Source organism: Pseudomonas sp. 9AZ, assembly GCF_902506525.1.
Classification (GTDB): domain Bacteria; phylum Pseudomonadota; class Gammaproteobacteria; order Pseudomonadales; family Pseudomonadaceae; genus Aquipseudomonas; species Aquipseudomonas peli.
On sequence record NZ_LR733840.1, the window covers coordinates 3,067,325 to 3,086,265 of the forward strand.

Annotated in this window: 17 protein-coding genes and 2 riboswitches; of the genes, 12 read left to right on the forward strand and 5 right to left on the reverse strand. The window is 61.1% G+C overall.

Features of this window, described 5'->3' with window-relative positions:
• From bcsQ to ALTER154_RS14370, 3 genes are all read right to left on the reverse strand, one after another.
• Complete coding sequence (gene bcsQ / locus ALTER154_RS14360; RefSeq protein WP_218585083.1) at positions 1-1,215, reverse strand: cellulose biosynthesis protein BcsQ; 1,215 nt, start codon at positions 1,213-1,215, stop codon at positions 1-3.
• Positions 1,216-1,831: 616 nt separating this feature from the next.
• Positions 1,832-2,083 (reverse strand): DUF1145 domain-containing protein, encoded by a 252-nt coding sequence (locus tag ALTER154_RS14365; protein ID WP_160088032.1) that lies wholly within the window; start codon positions 2,081-2,083, stop codon positions 1,832-1,834.
• A gap of 94 nt (positions 2,084-2,177) precedes the next feature.
• Complete coding sequence (locus ALTER154_RS14370; RefSeq protein WP_160088034.1) at positions 2,178-3,965, reverse strand: alkyl/aryl-sulfatase; 1,788 nt, start codon at positions 3,963-3,965, stop codon at positions 2,178-2,180.
• Positions 3,966-4,061: 96 nt separating this feature from the next.
• Between ALTER154_RS14370 and ALTER154_RS14375 the strand changes: the two genes are divergently transcribed.
• Complete coding sequence (locus ALTER154_RS14375) at positions 4,062-4,988, forward strand: LysR family transcriptional regulator (RefSeq protein WP_160088036.1); 927 nt, start codon at positions 4,062-4,064, stop codon at positions 4,986-4,988.
• An 18-nt stretch (positions 4,989-5,006) separates the two neighbouring features.
• Here ALTER154_RS14375 and ALTER154_RS14380 read toward each other — a convergent pair whose 3' ends face one another.
• On the reverse strand, positions 5,007-5,447 hold the full coding sequence (locus tag ALTER154_RS14380) for a hypothetical protein (RefSeq protein WP_160088038.1): 441 nt from the start codon (positions 5,445-5,447) through the stop codon (positions 5,007-5,009).
• A gap of 248 nt (positions 5,448-5,695) precedes the next feature.
• A riboswitch (guanidine-I (ykkC/yxkD leader) is annotated at positions 5,696-5,819 on the forward strand.
• Between the two features lie 54 nt (positions 5,820-5,873).
• Between ALTER154_RS14380 and ALTER154_RS14385 the strand changes: the two genes are divergently transcribed.
• The 7 genes from ALTER154_RS14385 to uca all read left to right on the forward strand — a co-directional run bounded on the left by ALTER154_RS14385 (position 5,874) and on the right by uca (position 15,171).
• Entirely contained in the window at positions 5,874-6,950 is a 1,077-nt protein-coding gene (locus ALTER154_RS14385) for a putative urea ABC transporter substrate-binding protein (protein ID WP_160088040.1), read from the forward strand.
• 179 nt (positions 6,951-7,129) lie between these two features.
• Positions 7,130-7,238, forward strand: a riboswitch (guanidine-I (ykkC/yxkD leader).
• A 67-nt stretch (positions 7,239-7,305) separates the two neighbouring features.
• Positions 7,306-8,373: a putative urea ABC transporter substrate-binding protein gene (locus ALTER154_RS14390; protein ID WP_160088042.1), complete on the forward strand. Its 1,068-nt coding sequence runs from the start codon at positions 7,306-7,308 to the stop codon at positions 8,371-8,373.
• A 72-nt stretch (positions 8,374-8,445) separates the two neighbouring features.
• Entirely contained in the window at positions 8,446-9,261 is an 816-nt protein-coding gene (locus ALTER154_RS14395; protein ID WP_160088044.1) for an ABC transporter permease, read from the forward strand.
• The gene (locus tag ALTER154_RS14400) at positions 9,258-10,052 is read left to right on the forward strand and encodes an ABC transporter ATP-binding protein (protein WP_160088046.1); all 795 of its coding nucleotides are present in this window, start codon (positions 9,258-9,260) and stop codon (positions 10,050-10,052) included. The genes ALTER154_RS14395 and ALTER154_RS14400 overlap by 4 nt, the downstream gene beginning before the upstream one ends.
• 9 nt (positions 10,053-10,061) lie before the next feature.
• A complete protein-coding gene (locus ALTER154_RS14405; protein ID WP_160088048.1) occupies positions 10,062-10,790 on the forward strand; it encodes an urea amidolyase associated protein UAAP1 in 729 nt (242 codons plus the stop codon).
• Positions 10,791-10,801: 11 nt separating this feature from the next.
• On the forward strand, positions 10,802-11,437 hold the full coding sequence (locus tag ALTER154_RS14410) for an urea amidolyase associated protein UAAP2 (RefSeq protein WP_160088050.1): 636 nt from the start codon (positions 10,802-10,804) through the stop codon (positions 11,435-11,437).
• A 110-nt stretch (positions 11,438-11,547) separates the two neighbouring features.
• Positions 11,548-15,171, forward strand: a complete 3,624-nt coding sequence (gene uca, locus ALTER154_RS14415) for an urea carboxylase (protein ID WP_160088052.1) — start codon at positions 11,548-11,550, stop codon at positions 15,169-15,171.
• A gap of 3 nt (positions 15,172-15,174) precedes the next feature.
• On the opposite strand, the gene ALTER154_RS14420 is transcribed toward uca, so the two are convergent.
• Entirely contained in the window at positions 15,175-15,837 is a 663-nt protein-coding gene (locus ALTER154_RS14420) for a methyltransferase (RefSeq protein ID WP_160088054.1), read from the reverse strand.
• An 86-nt stretch (positions 15,838-15,923) separates the two neighbouring features.
• Between ALTER154_RS14420 and ALTER154_RS14425 the strand changes: the two genes are divergently transcribed.
• The 4 genes from ALTER154_RS14425 to ALTER154_RS14440 are packed head-to-tail and all read left to right on the forward strand — an operon-like array spanning position 15,924 to position 18,587.
• The gene (locus tag ALTER154_RS14425) at positions 15,924-16,229 is read left to right on the forward strand and encodes a hypothetical protein (RefSeq protein WP_160088056.1); all 306 of its coding nucleotides are present in this window, start codon (positions 15,924-15,926) and stop codon (positions 16,227-16,229) included.
• Entirely contained in the window at positions 16,208-17,680 is a 1,473-nt protein-coding gene (locus tag ALTER154_RS14430) for a sensor domain-containing diguanylate cyclase (protein WP_160088058.1), read from the forward strand. The genes ALTER154_RS14425 and ALTER154_RS14430 overlap by 22 nt, the downstream gene beginning before the upstream one ends.
• Positions 17,677-17,892 carry a cysteine-rich CWC family protein gene (locus ALTER154_RS14435; RefSeq protein ID WP_160088060.1) on the forward strand — a complete coding sequence of 72 codons (216 nt, stop codon included), beginning with the start codon at positions 17,677-17,679 and terminating at the stop codon, positions 17,890-17,892. The genes ALTER154_RS14430 and ALTER154_RS14435 overlap by 4 nt, the downstream gene beginning before the upstream one ends.
• 2 nt (positions 17,893-17,894) lie before the next feature.
• Entirely contained in the window at positions 17,895-18,587 is a 693-nt protein-coding gene (locus ALTER154_RS14440) for a pseudouridine synthase (protein ID WP_160088062.1), read from the forward strand.
• Positions 18,588-18,941 lie beyond the last annotated feature (354 nt).

An 18,941-nucleotide genomic window follows, 5' to 3' on the forward strand; every position in this document is an offset into this window, starting at 1 on the left:
TCATGCCAACTGCTCACTCCGCTGAGTCGCAAAGAGCTTGGCAAGAACGTTCAGGGCGATGGCTTGCAGATCGTGGCAGCCCTGCCCACTCGGGTCGTAATCCAGCACACTCTGGTTGTAGGCAAGGGCTTCGGCAATAGACTGGTCACGGTGAATAATGCCTGCCACCCGACTGCCCAGAATACCGCGCATGATTTGCGTGATGTCCTTACTCAGCTTGCGCGATTGGTCGACCTGATTGATGACATACGTCGCACCGTAAAAATCCGCTCGATCAGCTGTATAGGTGCTAAGCAGGCGATCAATCATCGGCAGCGTGGCGTAAGAAGCTGCATCAGCCAAGCTCACCACCACGGCCACATTGGCAACCGAAAGGGCTTGCTGCAAGTACGCCGAAGGACCCGGCGGGGTATCCAGCACGACCACTGAACCGTCAGCCAGTTGCAGCTCAGAAAGCTGCTGTGCTAGCCAATCAGGTTCGTCCTCCAACTGCCGTTCAAACGTACGGCGCTGACCTTCATCAACCATGCCGTACGGCAGGACAAAAACTCCGCTGGGCGTTGGCTGACAAAAATCGCGCATCTGCGCATCGGCGACGCAGTGAGCAAGACCTTCGGCAGCAACCTGCATCGGATCGATGGCGACACCCAAATGATTGATCAGCGCACTCTGCGGATCAAGGTCAAGTGCCAGCACTGCGCGTCCCTGACGCTGCATCACAGCAGACAAGCCTGCAGCGAGTGTGCTTTTACCGACCCCGCCCTTGGCAGAAATCACAGCGATGATCTTGATGTTGGCAAGATTCGGACGTGGGCGGACCACACGAACAGGCGCGCTGACGACCTCCCGGCGATCTTCCTGAGCCAGTTTACCGAGCAGGCTGTGCAAGCTTTCTGATGCCCAATCCGGAGCGGCATAAGGTACAGCAACAGCTTTAGCCTGAGACTCAGCCTCAGGGCTTGGCGCAGGCTCAGGCTCAGGCGCCATTGCCGGACTCACCGGAGCAACAGCAGCAAACAGCGCCGGACGGACCGCCGCACCCGACGGAGCCAGCACCGCAGGCTCAGCGGCAACGCCGGACAGCTCGACCTTGGCCACACCCGGCCACCGCTCCATGGAGGATTGTTTCTCGTCTTCCTGAGAGATTTCCTGGTAGTGGGCTGAACGTCCACCGAACAGCTTGAACAAACTTGAAATATCGCTGGAAGTACTCATGAACAGATAATTTCCGAATATGTTGTAGCAGTCATTTAGTGAGGCGCCAATTTTACGCCGTCAATAAAAAGTCATCTGAGTTATAGTTATTCGAATGCCGTCAAATTTATACCAATCGCTGAATTTAATAGCAATATGCCACCAAATTCATTTCAGAATTCTCCCATACAGACCGAGACAAACTTCACAACAGAGATAGATGAAATAGCAATAAAGAATCCGCTCATATAATTACAAAACGCCTATTAAGTGGCGTTACCTACCTGTTTTAAGTTGTAACTGCAGCGCCACACCTTTTATTGACCAAGCAAGAATCGCACTAACAGGGAGCATTCTTAGGCGGTTTGCCGATGGACGGACACCCCGCGCAGTGACACAACCAGCATCAGGCAAGCAATAGACGCATAAGCGCGACAGCCGTTACACACGAAGTAAGCGGCTATGCCTATGACAGGATGACCACCAGAGCGAAAAGCAGGCGACCTGAGGACGTACCTGCATGCGCGGCCAGAACAGGCTTTGCGCGGGCATATTCAAGAAGTAAGCAATCACGGCTCCTCTGCTCAGCACGCCGTCATCAAACGCCGCGCTGAACGGAGCAGCACACACCAGAAATCTACACGCGCGCCAAACCACGCAGGTGAATAAAGCCGAACAACAGCACCTGCACCCGCTGCAACCAAGGCTGCGGCTGACCGACCAGGCGGGCCTTGAACAGCAGCAGCTCGCCAAGATGCGCCAGCAGCATGCCACCGGCAATCAGGTTGACGGCCAGGTACCAGCCCTCGCCCATGGGGTAGATCACGTTGAGCAGCGCCATCAGCCAGAACGCGGCCAGCGCGCCTTTGGCGAATATCAGAACAGGCATAAAGCACTCCTTAATCAGGTGAAAAACCTGAGTAGTCTGCCCTGATAACGCCTCAAGTGAGTCCGCACTTTGGTCGGGTCACACACCTACTCACTCAACGCAGGGTCAGGGCAATCGGCGTATCGCTAAAGTCAAAACAGTCAAGGAAGGTCTTGATCTCCAGCAGGCTGCCATCGACCTGCACATCGCCCAGCAAGGCGCCCTTGAGCAAACCATTCTCGCCGCTCATTACGGTGTCCAGATACGTCTTGTCGAGGGTCAGTTTGAGCGTGGTGCCCTCGGGAATGCCCTGGTGCAGCTGCACTACACCGCGCCGCACTTCCAGCGCCCACTGCTCGCCGATATCCGGAAAGCTGAAACCTAGGGTCAACTCGACATCATTGGCCTTTTCCGGGTCGACACGGGTAATCCAGTTCTGCAGGAAGATTCGCGCAGGAAAGGTTTTCAGCATGTCCGCCGAGAGAAAGGCACTGCGCATGCTCACGGCCATTTGCTGGATATCCTCACCGGCCAGCTTGCCTTCCAACTCCATGGCGCTCATCAGGTACCAGTTGCGCCAGTTAATGTTCATGCTGGCGTAGCCGAGCTTACGGAAGCTGCGGGCCTTGATGTCGCGGGCCAGCGTATCCTCGTTGTCCACCTGAATGGCGTAGCTGGACAGCTCGGCAGCCCATTGATAATCACCCTTGAGGTAGGCCTCGCCGGCGGCCAGCAGCAGTTTTTCCCGCCCGCCCATCAAGGCAATCAGGCGCTCGGCTTTATCTTTTGGCGGTAGCGGATCGAGGGCCACCGGGTCACCCTGGAACCAGCCCAGGTAGCCGTTGTAGATCTGACGCACGCTGTGTTTCACCGTGCCGTAATACTCGCGCAGGTAAGGCGTGTAGCCAGCCAGGTGTGGCGGCAGCTTGACCTTCTCGACCAGCTCATCCGGGGTCAGGCCCTTGTTCATCCAGCGCACAGTCTGATCATGGATATAGGCGATGCCGTCGCGTGTCATGCGCAGCACTTCCTCGACCTGCTGCTGGCCGCTGACCGGACGACCATGCAGCGGCACCATATGTTCGGCCTTATAGGCGCGCAGCTTGTCCAGGCTGTCGACCCACACCACCGGGTCGCGGAACTTGGTGCCGCGCAGGGTGTGGATATTTGGCAGGGTCGGCCCCTGCTCCACCTCGGCGCTGATCAGCACACGGTTATCCGGCAGGTAGACGATGATCTCATCCGGCGCTTCGCTGGGCACATGCAAGAACTGCAGGTCCAGGCCGGCAATGCGCGTGTCGAGTTTGTCCTTGAAGGTCAGGGTCGGGGCGATAAAGGTCGAGGCCTCAACCTTGGCCAGCGGGCCGATCCCGGCGTTCATCTGCTCGTGGTCACTGTCCGGCAGGCCGGCACCAAAGCTGTAGCCGGAACGCACCGAGAGAATCGGCCCAACCAGCGCGCCCTGCGCCACCACATTGGCCAGCAGGGTGTCGTGGGCGATGATTTGCACCTCGCCACTGCGCACCTGCTCTTCCGTGACGAAAGCCTTCACACCGTTGATGTGGTCCGGGTGGAAGTGGGTATAGACCACCGCCTTGACCGGTTTGTCGCTGATCTTGCGGAACTCGGCCATGATCTTGCGCGACTCGCTGACCGACTCACCGGTGTCGATGATAATCAATCCTTCCGGGGCCTCGATCATCGCCACGTTACCCAGCTGCCAGCCGACAGCGGAATAGACGTTGCCGGCCACCTGATAGACCTTCTGCGCGAAGTGTTTGGTGTGCTCGGCCAGCTCCGGGTTGATCGACGGACGGATTTCTTCCTCAGGCAGGGCGGCCTGGCTGACCAGGGGTAATGCCAGGCTCAGCAGCACGGCGGCAGTTCGATTCAGTAAAAACATGCGAGTCGCTCATTGTTATTGGCTGTGTGGGAAGAGTGGCCAAGCAACAGCAATAATTCCAATGCATTCCAAATCAACAAATGATGCAATCAGCGCATGAATGACCTTCGTCAGCTTCGCCATTTTGTCGCCCTCGCCGAACACGGCCATTTCGCCCGTGCCGCCGAGGCCGTGCACCTCAGCCAGCCCGCCCTGAGTCGCAGCATCCAAGCGCTGGAAAGCAGCCTAGGTTGTAACCTGGTCGACCGCCACAGCCGCGGCATCAGCCTGACCACCCACGGCCAACTGGTGCTGGAGCACGCCCAGCGTCTGCTGGCTGGCAGCCAGGCGCTGAAGAACGCCGTCAGCCAGTTGGGTAATCTGCAAACCGGAGAACTGCGCCTGGGCGCCGGCCCCTACCCGGCCGCGCGCCTGATACCGCGCGCAGTGGGCCGCATGGCGCTGCGCTATCCACGGGTGCGGGTCAACCTGCAGATCAGCAACTGGCTGGACCTGCGCAGCAGCCTGCTGGATGACGCTCTGGAGCTGTTTGTCGCCGACAGCCGCGAGCTAATCGGTGACCCACTGCTGTGCATCGAACCACTGCAGCGCCACAACGGGGTGCTGTTCTGCCGTCCCGGCCATCCGCTGCTGGCCCACACAACACTGCGCATGCACGATCTACTCGATTACCCCTTGGCAGGCACCCAACTGCCACTGGCGGTGGCGCGCAGCCTTAGTGCACTCAGCGGGCGCGAGCAGCCGCTGAGCATTCAATGCGACAACTTTATGGTGCTCAAAACACTAGTAGCTGAAAGCGACGTACTGAGCATGGCGCCGTGGGATGTGGTGGCCGAGGATATCCAGACAGGTCGCCTGGCCCGGCTGCCGCTGGAAGCAGGTGCATTGACCGAGCAATCCGCCTACGCCCTCATCAGCCGCGCAGGGCATAGCCTGTCACCAGCGGCGCAGGCCATGCGGGAAGAGATACTGGCCGAAGATCGACTCTTCGGCCGTCAACTTGAAGGCGAGCCGGATTCGTAGCGCACCTAAAGAGGGTGGTCAGTTGCGCTGCCGCTCCCAACCCTTACGCTCATCGCGCCGATCACCACCACGGCGCTCTCCACCCCATTGGGCATCATGACGCTGCTGTTGCTGGTTGCGGTAATGGTCACGGCGGCCATCCCAGCCAGCGTGCGGTTGCACAATGCGGTAATCGTGGCGCTTATGATATTGGTGCGTTTGGTAATGGCGCGGCTGCGGTGCAGGCACGTAATAACGCGGTGCGTGGCGGTGATCATCATAGCGTCGCCCATCATGGTGATAGGCCCCGTAGCGCTTTGGCTGCGGCACCACATAAACCGGGTAGCGCTGCACCTGGTAATAGGTATGCGAATGGCCGCGATCATAACCACGGTGACCATAGCCACTGCCGCCGCCATAGACCGCACAACCGCCTAAAGACAAAACCAACAACGCCAGCAGCATGGATTTGTATGACATAGCGGCCTCCTTCGACCGCGGGTGCGGCAGCGACCGTTGTCGCTGCCAGGGATTGCTCCCAATGAATAGACAACAGGCCATGCCATCCAGTGCGTCGCACCGGTTCAGCAGATTTCATGACAAATTATTTCGGTGCCCTATTGTCCGTCGTGCCAGCTGAGACACACCAACCTGGCACAGTCCTCGCTTAGCGTTCTACGCATAAAGGAAATGCGTACGGCGGCAAGCAACTTGCAGCCAGACAATCTGCAATGGTCGACTAGGGTTCCGGTTCGCTGAGTAAGCCTGCAGCGAATGGCTGGTCCGAGAGTCGACGACCTCACGCAGTGGCCACGGCCAGGGGTTACACGGCGGGATAAAAGCCCGGGAGAACGCACAGCACTGCTGTTCGCTTTCCTGTTCCCGCTGACTGACCCGAGGTTACCCATGCCCCTACGCACCCTGCTCGCCCGCCTGACTACCACCTGTCTGCTCGCCGCCCTGCCACTGCAACCGGCCACTGCTGCGAGTGAGCCGAAAACATTCAAGCTGTGCTGGTCGATCTTTGCCGGCTGGATGCCCTGGGGTTATGCCGCCAGCGAAGGCATCGTGAAGAAATGGGCGGATCAGTACGGCATCCGTATCGAAGTCAGCGAAGTGCCGGATTATGTCGGCTCGATTGAACGCTACAGCGCCGGCGAATTCGATGCCTGCTCGATGACCAATATGGATGCGCTGACCATCCCAGCTGCCGCAGGCGTCGACTCTACCGCGCTGATCATCGGCGACTTCTCCAACGGTGCGGATGCCATTCTGCTACGCGGTCCGGGCCTGACCCTGAAGGACCTCAAGGGCAAGACCGTGCTGCTGGTGGAGAACTCGGTATCGCACTACCTGCTCAGCCGCGCCCTGGAATGGGCCCTGCTCACGCCTGAGGATGTGACCATCCAGCACGTGTCCGACACACAGATTGCCGAGGCCTTCCTCAGTGGCCAGGGCGACGCCGTGATCACCTGGAACCCGATTCTGGCCAAAATCAAGCAGCAGACCCAGGTCAGCCAGGTGTTCAGCTCCAACCTGATTCCCGGCGAGATCGTCGACCTCACCGTGGTCAACAGCAAGGTCCTCGCCGCACACCCGGAGCTGGGTAAGGCGCTGACCGGCGCCTGGTTCGAAACCCAGCGCCTGATGGGCATGCCCACCGATGCTGGGCGCGCCGCACGGGCGAAGATGGCCAGCGCCGCCGGCACCACGCCGGAGGATTTCAGCCAGCAACTCGACACCCTGCGTTCGTTCTATTCGCCGCGTTATGCGCTGGCTTTTGCCCGCGCCAACAAGATGCCCGAGCTGATGCAGCGGGTCGCCCAGTTCGCCGATCAGCAGAAGCTGCTCGGCCACGACGGCAAGGGTCTGGATAAGCTCGGCATCGCCTTCAGCGGGGAGCGCAGCCTGGGCAATGCCGACAACATCCTGCTGCGTTTTGATGGCAGCTATATGCAGATGGCTGCCGAGAAAAACCTGTAACACGCAGCGCCCTGCAATGCAGCACGCCGATGCTCACACGCACCGCCAGGGCGCACAGCCCTGGAGTGGCGCGGGCAAAACCCGCGAGCCCATGGGGCCTGATTGAGCTGGCACGATGTTCGCAATAACCAAGCTGTGCAGGAACAACCCGCTGCGGCGGGATCGCGGCACCACAATTTGCAATAGCTGACTAGGGTTCCGATCCGCGATCAACAGATCTGCGGGTGACTGGTCCGAGAGTTGGCGACCTCCTTCGAGGTTACACGGCGGGATAAAAGCCCGGGAGAACGCGCCCCACTCGTGGGGAAACCGCCGCGCACTCCTGCCCGCCCATTTTCGAACTGGAGGTTCCACCATGCGTAAGTCCCGTCTGTGTTCAGTACTCGCCGCCGGCCTGGCCGCTGCCATCAGCGTCAACAGCCATGCGGCGCCGAAATCCGACTTCAGCGTCTGCTGGACCATCTACGCCGGCTGGATGCCGTGGGAATATGGCGCTGCCGAAGGCATCGTCGACAAGTGGGCGAAAAAGTACGACATCAATATTGATGTGGTGCAGATCAACGATTACGTCGAGTCGATCAACCAGTACAGCGCCGGCCAGTTTGATGGCTGCACCATGACCAATATGGATGCCCTGACCATTCCGGCCGCTGGCGGCGTGGACAGCACCGCGCTGATCATCGGCGACTTCTCCAATGGCAACGACGGCGTCGTGCTCAAGGGCGAGAAGAAAACCCTGGGTGACCTCAAGGGCCAGAACGTCAACCTGGTCGAGCTGTCTGTGTCCCACTACTTGCTGGCGCGCGGCCTGGAAAAAGCCGGCCTCAGCGAGAAAGACCTGAAAGTGGTCAACACCTCCGACGCCGACATGGTCGCGGCCTTCTCCACCAGCGACGTCACCGCCGTGACCACCTGGAACCCGCTGCTGGCCGAAATCGAAGCCACACCGAGCGTGACCAAGGTGTTCGATTCCAGCCAGATTCCTGGCGAAATCATCGACCTGATGGTGGTAAACAGCGACACCCTCAAGGACAACCCGGCCTTCGGCAAAGCGCTGACCGGTGCCTGGTACGAAATCATGGCCACCATGAGTGCCGACACCCCGGCCGGCAGGGCTGCCCGCGAGCATATGGCCAAAGCCTCCGGTACTGACCTGGCGGGCTACGAAGCGCAGCTGGCAGCGACCAAAATGTTCTATTCGGCCAAAGACGCCGTGGCCTTCGCCACCAGCCCGAAACTACCGGCCACCATGACTAAGGTCGCGGAGTTCTCCTTTGGCCACGGCCTGCTCGGCGAAGGTGCACAAAGTGCCAACGCCATTGGCATGAGCTTCGCCAAAGGCGTCGTCACCGGTGACAAGGGCAACCTCAAACTGCGCTTTGATCCGAGCTATATGCAGATGGCGGCTGACGGCACGCTGTAACGCCTTCCCTACCCTCTCCCGCTTGCGGGAGAGGGTTCGGGGGAGTGGGCCCAAGCCACACGAGAACACTCTATGCGCCTGATCAACCGCCACCCGGATCGCAGCGGTCGCTTGCTGCTGATCCTGCTGCCCTTCGCCCTGCTGCTGTTCGCCTATTTCGCAGGCTCGGCGCAGCGGCTGGCTGATAACCCCAACGACAAACTGCTGCCCAGTGCCAGTCAGATGGCCGCGGCGGTTGATCGCCTGGCCTTTAGCGAGGACAAGCGCAGCGGCAACTACCTGTTCTGGCAGGACAGCGCCGCCAGCCTGACACGCCTGGCCATGGGCATCGGCATTGCCGCCCTCGCTGGGCTGTGCCTGGGTATCGCGGCGGGCATCATTCCGCTGTTCGGCGCGCCGTTGTCGCCGCTGCTGACGGTGCTGTCGATGGTGCCGCCACTGGCGATCCTGCCCATCCTGTTTATCGTCTTCGGCCTCGGCGAGTTGTCCAAGGTGATGTTGATCGTCATCGGCATCACCCCGATCCTTGCCCGTGATTTGGAACAGCGCGCCCGCGAAATTCCTCAAGAAATCCTGATCAAGGCGCAAACCCTCGGTGCCAGCACCTGGACCCTGATCCTGCGCGTGGTGTTGCCGCAACTGCTACCGCGCCTACTAATCGCCCTGCGTCTGGTACTTGGCTCAGCCTGGCTATTTCTGATTGCCGCCGAAGCTATCGCCGCCACCGACGGCCTGGGTTACCGCATCTTCCTCGTGCGTCGCTATATGGCGATGGACGTGATTCTGCCTTACGTGGTGTGGATCACCCTGCTCGCCTGGCTGATGGACCTGGGCCTGCGCCAGACCACCCGCCTGTGCTTCCCCTGGTACGAGGGAGCGAAAGCATGAGCGCCTTTATCGAAGTGAAAAACGTCTGGCAGGAATACGGCGATCAGGTGGTGCTGGAGCGCTTGAATCTGAGCATCAGCGAAGGCGAGTTCTGCACCCTGGTCGGCGCTTCCGGCTGCGGTAAATCGACCTTTCTGCGCCTGCTGCTCGGCCAGGAGCGCGCCAGCCGGGGCGAGATTCTGCTCGGTGGTGAGCCGCTGGCTGCCGAGCCCGATAGCAGCCGTGGCGTGGTATTTCAGCGCTACTCGGTGTTCCCGCACCTGAGTGTGCTGGACAACGTCGCCATCGGTCTGGAGTTGCCGCGCTCGAAATTGCTCGGCCGACTGTTTGGCGCCGCCAAGCGCGAAGCCCGCGAACAGGCAGCGGTGATTCTGCACAAGGTCGGCCTCGGCCACGCCCTGGACAAATACCCCAGCCAGCTCTCCGGCGGCATGCAGCAACGCCTGGCCATCGCCCAGGCGCTGATCATGAAGCCGCGCGTGCTGCTGCTCGACGAGCCCTTCGGCGCCCTCGACCCCGGCATCCGCAAGGACATGCACGGCCTGCTGCTGGAGCTGTGGCACGAAACCAAGCTCACCGTATTTATGGTCACCCATGACCTGAGCGAGGGCTTCAGCCTCGGCACCCGCCTGCTGGTGTTCGACAAGGTGCGTGTCGACCCGCATGCGCCGAACGCCTTTGGCGCGCGCATCACCTACGACATCCCCCTCAACAGTGACCGCCGCGCCACCCGCGCCGCCGTCGAAGCGTTGCCCGCGCATATCGCCGGCAATCTGCAACCGGCCCTGTAGGAGCACCCAATGACTGCCTCATTAAGCCTGCGCCCCACGCTCTACGAGGAACTCGTTCCCGGCGGCGGGCATACCTCCTTTGTGCTCAAGCGCGGCCAATTGCTGCGCATTACCGACCTGCAAGGCGGCGCCAATGCAAGCCTGCTACTACTCAATGCTGCGGAGAAAAGCGAACGGCTAAACCTGCCCGACAGCCTCAAATGCCAGCACACCGCCAAGCTCACCGCCGGCCACTGCCTGTATTCGGATATGGGTCGCGTGCTCGCTGCCATCACCGCCGATACCTGCGGCTGGCATGACAGCTTCGGCGGCGTACTCAACGCCGAGGAAGTTCAGGAGAAGTACGGCAGCGGCAACTATCAGCAACTACGCAACGGCTTCTTCCGCAACGGCGTGGACAACCTGCTGGTGGAAATGGGCAAGTGGAACCTCAATCTGCAAGACCTGCTGATGTGCCTCAACCTGTTCAGCAAGGTGACGGTCGACAGCGACGGCTGCTTCCACTTCCAGCCGGGCAACTCCAAGGCCGGCGACTACATCGAGCTGTACGCGCCGATGGACACCCTGGTGGTGCTCACCGCCCTGCAACACCCCATGGACCCCAACCCTGTGTATGCGCCCAAGCCGCTGCAACTGAGCTGGCACAAGGTCGAAAGCGACGGCATCAGCGTGCTGTGCCGCACCTCGCGCCCGGAAAACCAGCGTGGTTTCCATAACACCGAACGTCTGTATATCTGAGGCCGGCCAGCATGACTCTTATCTCAAGCGACAAGCACCCGGAAGCTGCGGTGTACCGCGCCACCATCGCCGCTGGCGAACCCTTTCTCTTCGAAGTAAAAGCCGGCCAGACCCTGCGCCTGCTCGACCTGGAAGGCAACCAGGCGGTCGATACGCTGTTCTACAGCGCCGCCAACCCGCGCGAGCGCTATGACGTGCAACGCACCCTGCGTAAACAGAACCGCGTGTACCTGACCACCGGCAGCGTGCTGTATTCCAACCTGGGCCAACCGATGCTGACCATCAGCGCCGACACCTGCGGCCGTCACGACACCCTCGGCGGTGCCTGCGCCCAGGAAAGCAACACCGTTCGCTACGCCCTGGACAAGCGCTATATGCACAGCTGCCGCGACAACTTTCTGCGCGCGAGCCTGCACGACGGCCGTCTGAACAAGGCCGACATCAGCGCCAACATCAACTTCTTTATGAACGTGCCGGTCACCCCCGAAGGCGGCCTGACCTTTGAAGACGGCATCTCCGCCGCCGGCAAATACGTCGAACTCAAGGCGCATATGGACGTGATCGTACTGATCTCCAACTGCCCGCAACTGAACAACCCATGCAATGGCTACAACCCTACTCCGGCTGAGGTGCTGGTGTGGGATTGATGGCCGCCCTTCGCCCCTGAGCGAAGAGCGAGTAAACGCCTTTCAACCACGGACGACCGTGGTGCAGACCGAATACCGCGGGACGGCCCGCCCCTTCGAGGACACCTCGAATGTTCAACAAACTGCTGATCGCCAACCGTGGCGCCATCGCCTGCCGCATCCTGCGTACGCTACGCGCCCTTGATGTACAGGGCGTGGCCGTCTACTCCGAAGCAGACGCCGCCAGCCTGCATATCCAACAGGCCGACGAAGCCCACAGCCTGGGCGGAGGCCCGGCAGCCAACACCTACCTGGTGGTCGAGAAGATTCTCGCCGTGGCCAAGCAGAGCGGTGCCACCGCCATCCACCCCGGTTACGGTTTTCTCTCGGAAAACGCCGCCTTCGCCGAAGCCTGCGAAGCCGCCGGGATCGCCTTTGTCGGCCCAACGCCGGAGCAGCTGCGAGTATTCGGCCTTAAACACACCGCCCGCGCCCTGGCCAAACAGCACGGCGTACCGATGCTTGAAGGCACCGAATTACTGGAAAACCTCGACGCCGCGTTGGTCGCAGGCGAGCAGGTCGGCTACCCGGTGATGCTGAAAAGCACCGCTGGCGGCGGCGGCATCGGTATGCGCGTATGCAACAGCGCCGCCGAGCTGAGTGACGCCTTCGAGGCGGTCAAACGCCTGGGGCAGAACAACTTCAGCGACAGCGGCGTGTTTATCGAAAAATACATCCAGCGCGCCCGCCATCTGGAAGTGCAGGTGTTTGGCGACGGCAGCGGCGAAGTGCTGGCCCTCGGCGTGCGCGACTGCTCGGTGCAGCGGCGCAACCAGAAGGTGCTGGAAGAAACCCCGGCACCCAACCTGCCGGTCGGCATGACTGATGAGCTGTGCGCCGCAGCGATCAAGCTGGCCAAGGCGGTCAGCTATCGCAGCGCAGGCACAGTGGAATTTGTCTACGACAGCGAGGCAGCGCGTTTCTATTTCCTTGAGGTGAACACCCGCCTGCAAGTCGAGCATGGCGTTACCGAACAGGTATGGGGCGTCGACCTGGTGCGCTGGATGATCGAACTGGCGGCTGGCGATCTGGCGCCATTAAGCGAACTTGCGAAAGGTTTGAAGCCCAGCGGCCATGCCATTCAAGCGCGCCTGTACGCCGAAGACCCGGGCCGCGACTTCCAGCCAAGCCCCGGCCTGCTTACCGCCGTGCAATTCCCTGCGGCCGACGGTAAGAGCCTGCGCATCGACACCTGGGTCGAAGCCGGCTGCGAGATCCCGCCCTACTTCGACCCGATGATCGCCAAGGTCATCACCTGGGCCGATAGTCGCGATGCGGCCAGCGCCGCCCTCGGTCAGGCTCTGGCCGATACCCTGCTGTACGGCGTGGAAACCAATAGCCAGTACCTGCGGCAAATCCTCACTGACGCACCGTTCGCCAGCGGCAACCCCTGGACCCGCTGCCTGGAAAATTTGAATTACCAAGCCACGACCTTTGAAGTGTTAAGCGCCGGCACCCAGACCACCGTGCAGGACTTCCCCGGCCGCCTCGGCTACTGGGCCGTCGGCGTACCGCCATCCGGGCCGATGGACAGTCGTGCCCTGCGCCTGGGCAACCGTCTGCTGGGCAACACGACGGATGCCGCCGGCCTGGAAATCACCATGAGCGGCCCGACCCTGCGCTTTAACACCGACGCAGTGGTGGCGGTCACTGGCGCACTAATCCCGCTAAGCGTCGATGGTATTGAGCAGCCACTGAATACCGCGCTGCTGATCAAAGCTGGCAGCACCTTGAGCCTTGGCACCATTGCCGGCGCGGGAGCACGTAGCTATCTAAGCCTGCGCGGCGGTGTGCAGGTGCCGGATTACCTCGGCAGCAAAAGCACCTTTACCCTCGGCCAGTTCGGCGGCCACGGCGGCCGCGCCCTGAGAGCCGGTGATGTGCTGCATATCCCGGCACTGACCGACCGCCAAGCCGGTGCACAGCTGCCCGCCGATCTGTGCAGCGCCCTGCCCGCAGTGCGCGAAATCCGGGTGATCTACGGCCCGCACGGCGCGCCGGAATACTTCACCGAAGGCTACATCCAGACCTTCTTCGCCACCGACTGGGAAGTACACTTCAACTCCAGCCGCACCGGCGTGCGCCTGATCGGGCCTAAGCCTGAGTGGGTGCGCGACAGCGGCGGCGAAGCCGGCCTGCACCCCTCGAATATCCACGACAACCCCTACGCCATCGGCGCGGTAGACTTTACCGGCGATATGCCGGTGATCCTCGGCCCGGACGGCCCGAGCTTGGGCGGCTTTGTTTGCCCGGTGACGATTATTGAGGCGGACCTTTGGCAGCTGGGGCAGCTGAAAGCAGGCGACAAGGTGCGCTTTGCGCCGGTGGATATCGCCACCGCGCGAAAATTGGCCAAGGCCAGCAATGCAGAAACAAGTGACCTGGTAGCCCGGCTGCAATCCGGGGCCGATATGCCGCCGAGTTCCCCGAGTGCATCCGAGCTACAAAGCCCCATCGTGCTCGATATAGGCCAAGCCGATAAACGCCTGGTCGCGCGCCTGTCTGGCGATACCCACCTGCTGCTGGAGATCGGCGCGGCGGAGCTGGATCTGGTGCTGCGTTTCCGTGGCCATGCGCTGATGCAGGCGCTGGAGGCCAAGCAGCTGGTGGGGGTGATCGACCTCACTCCGGGCATTCGCTCATTGCAGGTGCATTACCAGCCGGAAACCCTGGCACTTGCCGATCTGCTCGGCATCGTCGCCGGCGAATGGGACGCCGTGTGCGCCGCGCAGGACCTGCGTGTGCCCTCGCGGATCGTCCATCTGCCACTGTCCTGGGATGACCCGGCCTGCCAGCTGGCCATCGACAAATACATGACTACGGTGCGCAAGGATGCGCCCTGGTGCCCGAGCAACCTGGAGTTTATTCGCCGCATTAACGACCTGCCGAATCTCGATGAGGTGTACAGAACGGTCTTTGAAGCCAGCTATCTGGTGATGGGCCTGGGCGACGTCTACCTCGGTGCGCCGGTGGCCACCCCGCTGGACCCACGCCATCGCCTGGTCACCACCAAGTACAACCCGGCGCGCACCTGGACCGCAGAAAACTCGGTAGGCATCGGCGGCGCCTATATGTGCGTGTACGGCATGGAAGGCCCCGGTGGCTACCAGTTCGTCGGCCGTACCCTGCAGATGTGGAACCGCTACCGCGAAGTGGCCGCGTTCGACGGCAAGCCCTGGCTGCTGCGCTTCTTCGACCAGATCCGCTTCTACCCGGTCTCAGCAGACGAGCTGCTGCGTATCCGTCGTGACTTCCCCCTGGGCCGCTATGACTTGCGTATCGAGCACAGTGAATTGGCCCTGGCTGATTACCAGACCTTTCTCGACCGCGAGGCTGAAGGCATCGACGCCTTCCGCACCCAGCAGCGCGCCGCCTTCGACGCCGAACGCCAGCGCTGGATCGAATCGGGCCAGGCGCACTACGAGAGCGAGGAAGTGGCCGCCGATCTCGGCGAAGACGCCCCGCTCGGCGCCGGCCTGCACAGCATCGACAGCCATATCGCCGGCAACCTATGGCAAGTTCAGGTGAGTGAAGGCGACCTGGTTAAAGCTGGCGATGTGCTGGTGATACTGGAGTCGATGAAGATGGAAATCCCCCTGCTCGCCCCGCGCGATGGCGTGGTGCGCGAAGTGCGCGTGCAACCCGGCTCACCCGTGCGTGCGGGCCAGCGCGTGGTGGTTCTAGAGGAAGTGTAAGGGCTAACGCCGGTAACTGAGGATGCGCCCTTTAAACGGCGCATCCGGGTTATCCAGCAGGTTCAGGCTATCGGCCAGCTGCAGGTATCCGTGCCCCAGCATATGCCGGGAAAACCGCGCACTGTTGCCGCGGCCAGGGTCGACAATCAGCACCGCCGCGTGGCTGTTGCAATGGCGGTCGATAAACCCGGCCAGCAGGCTGGGATGGTCGCGCTCGTAAAGCAGATCGCTGCCGATCACCAGATCAAACAGGCCCAGCTGCTGATAGTCCTCAGCCCAGTCGCAGCTCTGATAAGGCACCGGTTCCAGTTGATTAAGCGCGGCATTGCGCAGCAGAAACTCGCCCGCCAGCGGGTGATAGTCGCTGGCGGTGATATCCGCACCCAGGCGCTGCAACACCAGGCTGGTCAGCCCCAGGCCGCAGCCCAGCTCAAGAATGCGCAGCCCTTCAACTGCCATACCGCTCAGGGTTTGCGCAAGCACTTCACCGGCCGGCCAGAGTTGACCGAACAGCGACCAGGTGGCCGAGGAGATTCCAGCTTTTTCCGCCAGGCCGTCGAGGTCAGCGAACTGCTGTTTGTCGCGCAGGGAACACAAGTGAAAATCCTCCAGCCCGATGCTCAGGGTGGAATATTTGATGCGATAGCTGGCAGGCGCGCTGGGCATGGGGACTCGGTGTGCTGAAAGGACTGCGGTCAGGGGCAGATCAGCAAGGCGTACGAGCAGCGTACGGGTCACCAAGGAGACTCTTCGTGTACCAGATGTTGAAAAACTACCTACGTTGCCATCGCGGCGTTAAAAACAGGCTCAAATGCTCATTTACAGCTCGTAAACTCCGCTTCTCGCCTGTTTTTGCCTTGCGCTGGCTGCCTCGCCAACGTTTTTTCAACGGTCTGGTCGCCGCCACCTTAGTCCTCAAGGCCTGGCGCAGCAAGCACCATGGCTGCTGGCAAATCAGCCAGGAGCCAATGTTTCAGCAGCGCGGGCGGTTGCCGAACGCTACAATGCGGCGATTATTTAACCAGCAGAGCCTTGCATGCCTCATCCGTCCCCGCTGACCCGCCAATGGTCCTTGATTGCGCTGCTGCTGGTTCTGCTCGGTTGTGGCTTTCTCGCCACCTCCCTGGCCAGTTACTACACCGCTCTGGATTCGATCCGCGCCGGCATCATCAACACCGAACTGCCGCTGACCTCGGACAACGTCTACTCGGAAATCCAGAAGGACCTGGTTCGGCCCATCCTGATTTCCTCGATGATGTCCCGCGACACCTACGTGCGTGACTGGGTGTTGAGCGGCGAGAAGGATCCTGAGCAGATCACCCGCTACCTGCGTGAAGTGCAGGAGCATTACGCCACGGTCACCAGCTTCTTCGTATCCGAGAAAACCCACACCTACTACCAGGCCAAAGGCGTGCTCAAGAAGGTGCAGGAAGACGAGCCACGCGATGACTGGTATTTCCGCGTGCGTGACATGCAGACCCCATACGAGATCAATGTCGACGTCGACATGGCCAACGACGACCGCATGACCGTGTTTATCAATTACAAGGTGTTCGATTACCAGCAGCGCTTTATCGGCGCCACCGGCGTCGGCCTGACCGTGGATGCGGTGGTCAAACTGATCGACACCTACCAGCAGCGCTATGAACGCAGTGTGTTCTTCGTCGACACCAATGGTCGGCTGGTGCTCACCGGCGCCAACGGCGGGCCGATGGGCGCGCGAGTTGGCCAGTCGCTCAGTGAAATCCCCGGCCTGGAAGAACTGCAGGCCAAGCTGCCACACCCGCAAAGCGGCGACTTCGAGTATCAAGAACACGGCCGCGACCACTTCCTCAATGTGCGCTTTATCCCTGAGCTGAACTGGTACCTGTTTGTCGACAAGCATGAGGACGGCGCGGTCGCGGGCATCCGCAAATCGCTGTACCTCAACCTGCTGATCTGCCTGGTGGTCACCGTGATCGTCATCAGCCTGGTCAGCCTGGTGCTACGCCGCTATCAACGACGCATCAGCGCCCTGGCCACCACCGACCTGCTGACCGAGCTGCCCAACCGCCGTGGCTTCGACCTGCTAGCCAATCAAGCCGTACAGGAAGCCCGGCGCAGCCCAAGCGCGCTGTGCGCCCTGATGCTCGACCTGGACAACTTCAAACAACTTAACGACAGCCATGGCCATATGGCCGGTGATGAAGTGCTGCGTCGCTTTGCCAGCGACCTACGCAGCACCCTGCGTCAGTCCGACATCATCTGCCGCTGGGGTGGCGAGGAATTTATTCTGCTGCTCAAGGACACCACGCCCGAGCAGGCCCGCGAGCTGGGCGAGAAGATCCGCCAGCAAACCGAGCAAAGCAGCATCAGCTTCAACGGCGCGCAGCTGCGCATCACCACCAGCATCGGCCTGGCGCAATTGCATGCCGATGAATCCCTGGAGCAGCTGATCACCCGCGCCGACCGCGCCCTGTACCGGGCCAAACAGGGCGGCCGCAACCGCCTGTGTGAAGAAATCGCGTGAGTGATGACACCAACCGCTGCCCCTGCTGTGGGCAGCTTAACCAATGCGCCCAGGCTGGCGCCGATGCACCGGTGACCGCGTGCTGGTGTTTTAGCGTGCCGGTCGATGCCGCGCAGTTGGCCAAGCTGCCGCCCGAGCAGCGCAACCGCAGCTGCCTGTGCCCACGCTGCGCTCAGGGCTTGCCACCTGAAACCCCGCCAGCAAACAACTAGCCATGCGCCTCGATCGCTTTCTCAGCAACCTGCCCCAGCTCAATCGCCAAGCCGCCCGCCAACTGCTGGCCAGCGGCCGCGTGCAAGTGGACGGCGCTGTGGTTTGCGATGGCCTGTGCGAAGTCAGCCAGTTCAGTCGTGTCGAAGTCGATAACGAGCCGCTGCAAGCCGGCAAAGCCGCACGTTATTTCATGCTGCACAAACCCATCGGCGTGGTCAGCGCCACCGCGCATGAGCAACACCGCACCGTGCTGGATTTGCTTGATGAACCGGATAAAGTCGATCTGCACCTGGCCGGCCGCCTGGACCTGAATACCAGCGGCCTGCTGATTATCACCAACGATGGCCAATGGTCACGCCGCCTCACCGAGCCGCTCAGCCGGCTGGGCAAGGTCTACCGCGTCGAGACCGAACAGCCGATAATGCCCGAATACATCGAGGTGTTCACCCGCGGCCTGTACTTCGCCTATGAAGACCTCACCACCCTGCCCGCCGAACTGGTCATTCTCGATAGCCACAGCGCCCTGCTGACCCTGCACGAAGGCCGCTACCATCAGGTCAAGCGCATGTTTGGCCACTTCCAGAACAAGGTCATCGGCCTGCACCGTCTGAGCATGGGCGCCATCCAACTCGACCCGCACTTAGCCCCCGGTCAGTACCGCGCCCTGACGACAGCGGAAATCGCCTGTTTCTAAGCCAGCCCGCGCTCAAGTCACATACTTAGCTAGCTAACCGACAAACGGTTGTTCGATATCCCAATATTCACTTGCGCCAGCAGGAACGCGGCTGCTTAAATCAAACCATAAGGTCTTATCGTGACTGAACGGTCACGCAAGCCATCTAAGCATTCCATCGGTTACTTGCGCACTGCGCGAAATGGGTTCCTGCCTGGTCAAAGACGCCACTCCACACCTGCCAAAAGGTCGTGGACGGATGCTCTATTTCAGCCCTAACTGATTGAAAATAAATAACTTATAAAATCCTCCAGCCTGACATCTTGCTGTCACGTCCAGGCGCTTTCCTGACTGTCCTGCTTAGCCCGGCTTAAC